This is a genomic window from Halorubrum kocurii JCM 14978, assembly GCF_000337355.1.
Classification (GTDB): domain Archaea; phylum Halobacteriota; class Halobacteria; order Halobacteriales; family Haloferacaceae; genus Halorubrum; species Halorubrum kocurii.
Genome location: NZ_AOJH01000044.1, coordinates 1 through 5,266, shown reverse-complemented (window position 1 = coordinate 5,266; position 5,266 = coordinate 1). Strand labels below are relative to the sequence as shown.

Here is a 5,266-nt window from a genome sequence, read left to right as displayed (position 1 = left end):
GGCTTCATCGAGCCCATCACCGAAGAGCTGCCCATCGAGTACGCCGTCGAGCTCAACCGGCTCGTCGAACTCGAAATGGAGGGCTCGCTGGGGTGATCTGATGCCGGAATGCGCACACTGCGGAGCGCACGTCTCACAGCGATTCGTCACCGTGTTCGGGTTAGACGGCGGCGACGTAGTCGCCTGTCCGGCGTGTTCCGGTCGGGCTCATATTGCGGAGACGATCGCGGACCGCCACTAGCCTCGGACCATGGAACACTGCTTCGCGTGCGAGACCGACTACGGGTACCTCGGGGGGAGCCCGCACCGGGGGACCTGCCCGGCCTGCGGCTCGCCGGCCGTCACTCCGGCGGGCGAGCTCAGCGTCGTCGAGACGACGGCGTGGGAGAGCGCGAACGGGCTCTCGACGATCCACGTGTCGGCGACCGATACGAGCGCGCGCCGCTTCGAGTTCGTGATCGCAGCGCGTCGCGGGCGAGGGGAACTGGTCTGCCTCGCGATCGACGGGGTGGAGGTGCCAACTGACGCGATGTGTTCGGTTCCGTCCGCCGTCGCTGCCACGGTCAGCGCGCACGGGATCGGGATCAGCGAGGGGGCGTCACCCCACGGCCCGCAATGAGTGGCACAGCCCAAAACGCGCGGTCAGTCGCGGACGTTCGGCCTCGGTTACGAGCGAGTGTCTGTATATAAATGGCCGCCGTGAGGAAGCCGGACGGACGGGCTCCGGGTGATGACTCTCCCGAAGTCCTCGGTCGGAGTGCCTTCGACGTCGAACCGTGCCACGCGTTAATACCCTCCGAACGCCTACGAGCCGGTATGCGCGAACTCGTCTTCGCCCTCGAGTACAAGCCGGGGCGCAACAGGGTGGCCGACGCGCTGGCCGACCACCCCGACGCCAGGGTCCGGTCGCTGTCGGTGCACGCCACCGACGACCACCTCTGGCGCGTCGACCACGCCGCCGGGACGCCGGCCGCGCTCGACGCCGTCGAGGCCGCCTTCCTCGACGGCGACTACTACGCCGACTGCCTCGCGGCCGAGGCGTGCGGCGCCGCCCAGACCACTCGCGTCCTCGACCACACCGACGACGCGCTGGTGTTGTACACCGACTGGGAACCCACGCCGGTCTGCGCGTCCGTCCCGCACATCGCCCGCGACCACCTCGGAGAGAGCGTGCTGTTCGAGACGCGCCACGAGGGGCGCCACTACACGTGGCGGCTCATCCACTCCGGCGAGGGCGACGTGGGCGAGTTCTTCGACGCGCTCCGAGCGGCCGTCGGCGACGCCGCCCGGACCGAACTGCTCAAGACGGCGAGCGCGTCTGGTGCGACCGGCGGCCGGGGAGCGAACGGCGACGATATCGGGCTCTCCCCGGAGCAGGAGGCCGCGCTCAGGGCCGCCGTCGAACACGGCTACTACGAGTCGCCGCGCGAGGTCGACGTCGGCGGCCTCGCCGACCACCTCGACGTCCCGCGGTCGACGCTTACGTACCGACTCCGTCGGGCCGAGGAGCGCCTCGCGAAGGCGCATCTCGCCGACGGCCGAGTCGTCGACGCCTCGCCGGCCCCGGAGTGAGGCGGCGGCGCTCGGCGCCGACGGATCGGCCCGACCGCGGTGGTTGGAATATTCCAACCAAGGCTTATCGAGATACGACCCCTCCTTCCGGGTAATGACAGACGGTTCGAACGGACGCGACGAGGGAGACGGGGGTGGGGCGGCCAGCGGGGCGGCCGGCGAGCCGGACGCCCGCCGAGAGCTGACCGCCGGCCTCGCGGTCCCCGAGATGGACTGCCCCTCCTGCGCCGGGAAGGTCGACAACGCCCTCGAACGCGTCGATGGCGTGGTCGAGGTCGCGCTCAACCCCACCGCCGGCACCGCGACGGTCACGTACGACGCCGAGCGAACGACCGAGGCCGACGTGGTCGCGGCCATCGAGGGCGCCGGCTACGAGGTCACCGGCGGGCGGTCCGACGGCGACGGGAGCGGCGGGGACGCCGAGGGCACCGACGACGACGCGGGGTCCGGGGGCGTCGCCGTCGCGCCTCCCGCGGAGGTGTGGACGACGCCGCGCGCGATGAAGACGTGGCTGGGCGCGGGGCTCGTGACGCTCGGGCTGCTGTTCGAGTTCGTCCTGACCGGCTCGAACCCCGCGGTCGCGAGCGTGCTCGGCGCCCCGCTCACGGTCGCCGACGTCCTCTTCCTCGGCGCGGTCGCGGCCAGCGGGATCCCCGTCATCCGCGGGGGGTACTACTCGGCGCGCAACCGGAGCCTCGACATCGACCTGCTGATGGGGACGGCGATCGTCGCGGCGACGGGGATCGGCTACTTCGTCGAGGCCGCCACGCTCGCCGTCCTCTTCAGCGTCGCCGAGCTGTTAGAGGACTACGCGATGGACCGCGCCCGCGACTCCCTGCGCGAGCTGATGGAGCTGTCGCCGGACGAGGCCACGGTCAAGCGCGACGGGGGGGAGACGACGGTCCCGACGGACGACGTGTCGGTCGGCGAGACCGTGGTCGTCCGACCGGGCGAGAAGGTGCCGCTCGACGGGACCGTGACCGAGGGGGAGAGCGCGGTCGACGAGTCGCCGATCACCGGCGAGAGCGTCCCCGTCGACAAGGTCCCCGGCGACGAGGCGTTCGCGGGCGCGATCAACGAGGAGGGGTACCTCGAGATCGAGGTCACCTCGACCGCGGGCGACTCGACGCTCGCGCGGATCATCGAACTGGTGCAGGGCGCGCAGGCCGAGAAGACCGAGACCGAGCGGTTCGTCGACCGATTCGCGGGGTACTACACGCCGGTCGTGGTCGTGCTGGCGATCCTGACGGCTGCGCTGCCGCCGCTTCTCATCGCGGACCCCGTGACCGTCGACCTCGCCGGGTACCCGTTCGTCTTCGCCGCGGACTGGGGGACGTGGTTCGTCCGCGGGCTCACGCTGCTGGTGATCGCGTGTCCCTGCGCGTTCGTCATCTCGACGCCGGTGTCGGTCGTCTCCGGGATCACGAGCGCGGCGAAGAACGGCGTCCTGATCAAGGGCGGCAACCACCTCGAGGCGATGGGCGACGTCGACGCCGTCGCGCTCGACAAGACCGGGACGCTCACCAAGGGAGAACTGGCCGTCACCGACCTGCTCCCCCTGGGCGACGCCGACGAGGCGACGCTGCTGCGGCGGGCCGCGGCGCTGGAGCGCCGGAGCGAGCACCCGATCGCGACCGCGGTCCTCGACCGCGCCGACCGGGCGGGAGTGACAGACCTCGCCGAGCCGACGGACTTCGAGAGCCTGACGGGGAAGGGGATCCGCGCCGCGGTCGACGGCGAGACGTACTACGCCGGGAAGCCCGCGCTGTTCGAGGAGCTCGGGTTCGACCTTTCGCGGGCGCGGGCGGAGACCGACGGCGGAGTGGTGACCGAGGGCGAGCCCGCGGGGTCGGCGCCGGACGGCGAGTTCGCCGAGGGGGCCCTCGCGGCGCTGGAACGCGAGGGGAAGACGGTGGTGCTCGTGGGGACGGCGACGGAGCTGACCGGGGCCGTCGCCGTCGCCGACGAGGTCCGCCGTGACTCGAAGCGGGCGGTCGAGCGCCTCCGGGAGCTCGGCGTGGAGCGCGTCGTGATGCTGACCGGCGACAACGAGGGGACCGCGCGGGCGATCGCCGAACAGGTCGGCGTCGACGAGTACCGGGCCGAGCTGCTTCCCGAGGAGAAGGTCGACGCGGTCGAGTCGCTGCAGGCCGCGTACGGCGAGGTCGCGATGGTCGGCGACGGGATAAACGACGCGCCCGCGCTGGCGACCGCCGACGTCGGCGTGGCGATGGGCGCGGCGGGGACGGACACGGCCCTGGAGACCGCCGACATCGCGCTGATGGGCGACGACGTGGCGAAGCTCCCGTACCTGTACGCGCTCTCGCACACGGCGAACGGCGTCATCCGCCAGAACGTCTGGGCGAGCCTCGGCGTGAAGTTCCTGCTCGCGCTCGGCGTGCCGCTGGGGCTCGTGAGCGTCGCGATGGCGGTCGTCGTGGGCGACATGGGAATGAGCCTCGGCGTCACCGGCAACGCGATGCGGCTCTCCGGCATCGAGCCCGAGTCCTACGAGTAGGCGGGGGGCGGGGAGAGAGGAGGGGGACCGAGCCCCCCGCCCGCAACGCTCGAACAAACATGAACAATTATTAAGGATGCGCTCGTCGGTGAGGACGTGCCACCCGTAGTACACTGCTGACCCAGGCTCGGAATCGGAGCTGTCTCTTATACACATCTCTGAGCGGGCTGGNGTACACTGCTGACCCAGGCTCGGAATCGGAGGCGGCGGTCGGTCCCGAGGGTCCGAGCACGCGCGGAACGAGCATCGAGACGGAAACGGCGACCGAGGCCGAGACGGAGTCGGCGGCGTCGACCGACGACGCGGCCGCCGACCCGAGCGGGAGCGACGACCTGCCGACCGCCGCCGAGGCGGTCGCGCGGTGCGCGGCGACGTTCGACGCGACGGACGCCGGACGGATTCCGAACGGAACCGACCGCTGGAACGCGTACGCGGGGTCGTGTCACGGCGGCGAGTGACCGGCCCCACCCGGATTTTTCCACTGGCGAGCGTCGCGTCCGAAGCGATGTGTCCAGAGCGGTGCGTCCGGATCGCCGTCGTCCGCGGAACGCCCCCGGATACCCAGTCCCCGAAAACGGTGCGGCCGGTTTGTAAGGCCGGATCGCGTACCGCCGGTCATGCGGTCACACGAGCGCGGAAAGGACCTGGGCGCGGCGTCGGAAGCCGCGGTGCGCCTGTGCGGGCTCGCATCGGGGACGGTAGCATGCGACGCCCTCGACGACGCGACGCTCGAACGCGTCGAGGAGGAGTTCCTCTGTGCCAGCGGCGAGCGCTGGGGCGGAGTCTGGCGCGGGGTTCCCGTGGCGGCCCTGCTCGACCGGCCGGACGTGGAGGTCGACCCGGAGGCCACTCACGTCCAGGTCGGCGCCGACGGGTACGCCGTCTGCGTCCCGATCCTGACCGCGCTCGACGGCGTGCTCGCCGTCGAACGCGAGGGCGAGCCCCTCCCGCCGGCACGCCGCCCGCGGTTCGTCGCCCCGGTCGAAGCCGGGCGGACGGTGCGGGGCGTCCGCGAGCTCCGGTTCCTGCGGCTGGGCCCGGCGGAGGACCCGCAGGACTACGAGGAGCTGGGGTACTGACGGAGGCGGTCCGGGTCGCGTTAAGTTTGGCGTGAATTGTGGTAGACTGCGACGGCTTCGAGCCAATTTTGAGCTGTCTCGAGCGCGACATTGCTGA

5 protein-coding genes and 1 pseudogene are annotated in these 5,266 nt (G+C 71.5%); 5 read left to right on the top strand and 1 reads right to left on the bottom strand.

Annotated features, from left to right (window positions below; genetic code table 11):
* The first annotated feature begins 100 nt into the window (after positions 1 to 100).
* From C468_RS19430 to C468_RS06450, 5 genes are all read left to right on the top strand, one after another.
* Positions 101 to 241, top strand: a complete 141-nt coding sequence (locus tag C468_RS19430) for a DUF7563 family protein (RefSeq protein ID WP_449272012.1) — start codon at positions 101 to 103, stop codon at positions 239 to 241.
* 9 nt (positions 242 to 250) lie between these two features.
* Positions 251 to 619 (top strand): hypothetical protein, encoded by a 369-nt coding sequence (locus C468_RS06465; RefSeq protein WP_008848083.1) that lies wholly within the window; start codon positions 251 to 253, stop codon positions 617 to 619.
* Positions 620 to 816: 197 nt separating this feature from the next.
* The gene (locus C468_RS06460) at positions 817 to 1,572 is read left to right on the top strand and encodes a helix-turn-helix domain-containing protein (RefSeq protein WP_008848082.1); all 756 of its coding nucleotides are present in this window, start codon (positions 817 to 819) and stop codon (positions 1,570 to 1,572) included.
* Positions 1,573 to 1,666: 94 nt separating this feature from the next.
* Entirely contained in the window at positions 1,667 to 4,090 is a 2,424-nt protein-coding gene (locus C468_RS06455) for a heavy metal translocating P-type ATPase (RefSeq protein WP_008848081.1), read from the top strand.
* 617 nt (positions 4,091 to 4,707) lie between these two features.
* Positions 4,708 to 5,169, top strand: coding sequence for a molybdopterin-dependent oxidoreductase (locus C468_RS06450; RefSeq protein ID WP_008848080.1), 462 nt, complete (start codon positions 4,708 to 4,710; stop codon positions 5,167 to 5,169).
* Between the two features lie 20 nt (positions 5,170 to 5,189).
* Here the strand turns inward: C468_RS06450 and C468_RS19215 are convergent.
* Positions 5,190 to 5,266: pseudogene (locus C468_RS19215) on the bottom strand (IS6 family transposase); the annotation flags it as partial.

Bases quoted from the DNA above. Each gene is read 5' to 3' on its own strand.
- C468_RS19430 (WP_449272012.1), top strand. From the start codon at position 101: ATGCCGGAATGCGCACACTGCGGAGCGCACGTCTCACAGCGATTCGTC.
- C468_RS06465 (WP_008848083.1), top strand. From the start codon at position 251: ATGGAACACTGCTTCGCGTGCGAGACCGACTACGGGTACCTCGGGGGG.
- C468_RS06460 (WP_008848082.1), top strand. From the start codon at position 817: ATGCGCGAACTCGTCTTCGCCCTCGAGTACAAGCCGGGGCGCAACAGG.
- C468_RS06455 (WP_008848081.1), top strand. From the start codon at position 1,667: ATGACAGACGGTTCGAACGGACGCGACGAGGGAGACGGGGGTGGGGCG.
- C468_RS06450 (WP_008848080.1), top strand. From the start codon at position 4,708: ATGCGGTCACACGAGCGCGGAAAGGACCTGGGCGCGGCGTCGGAAGCC.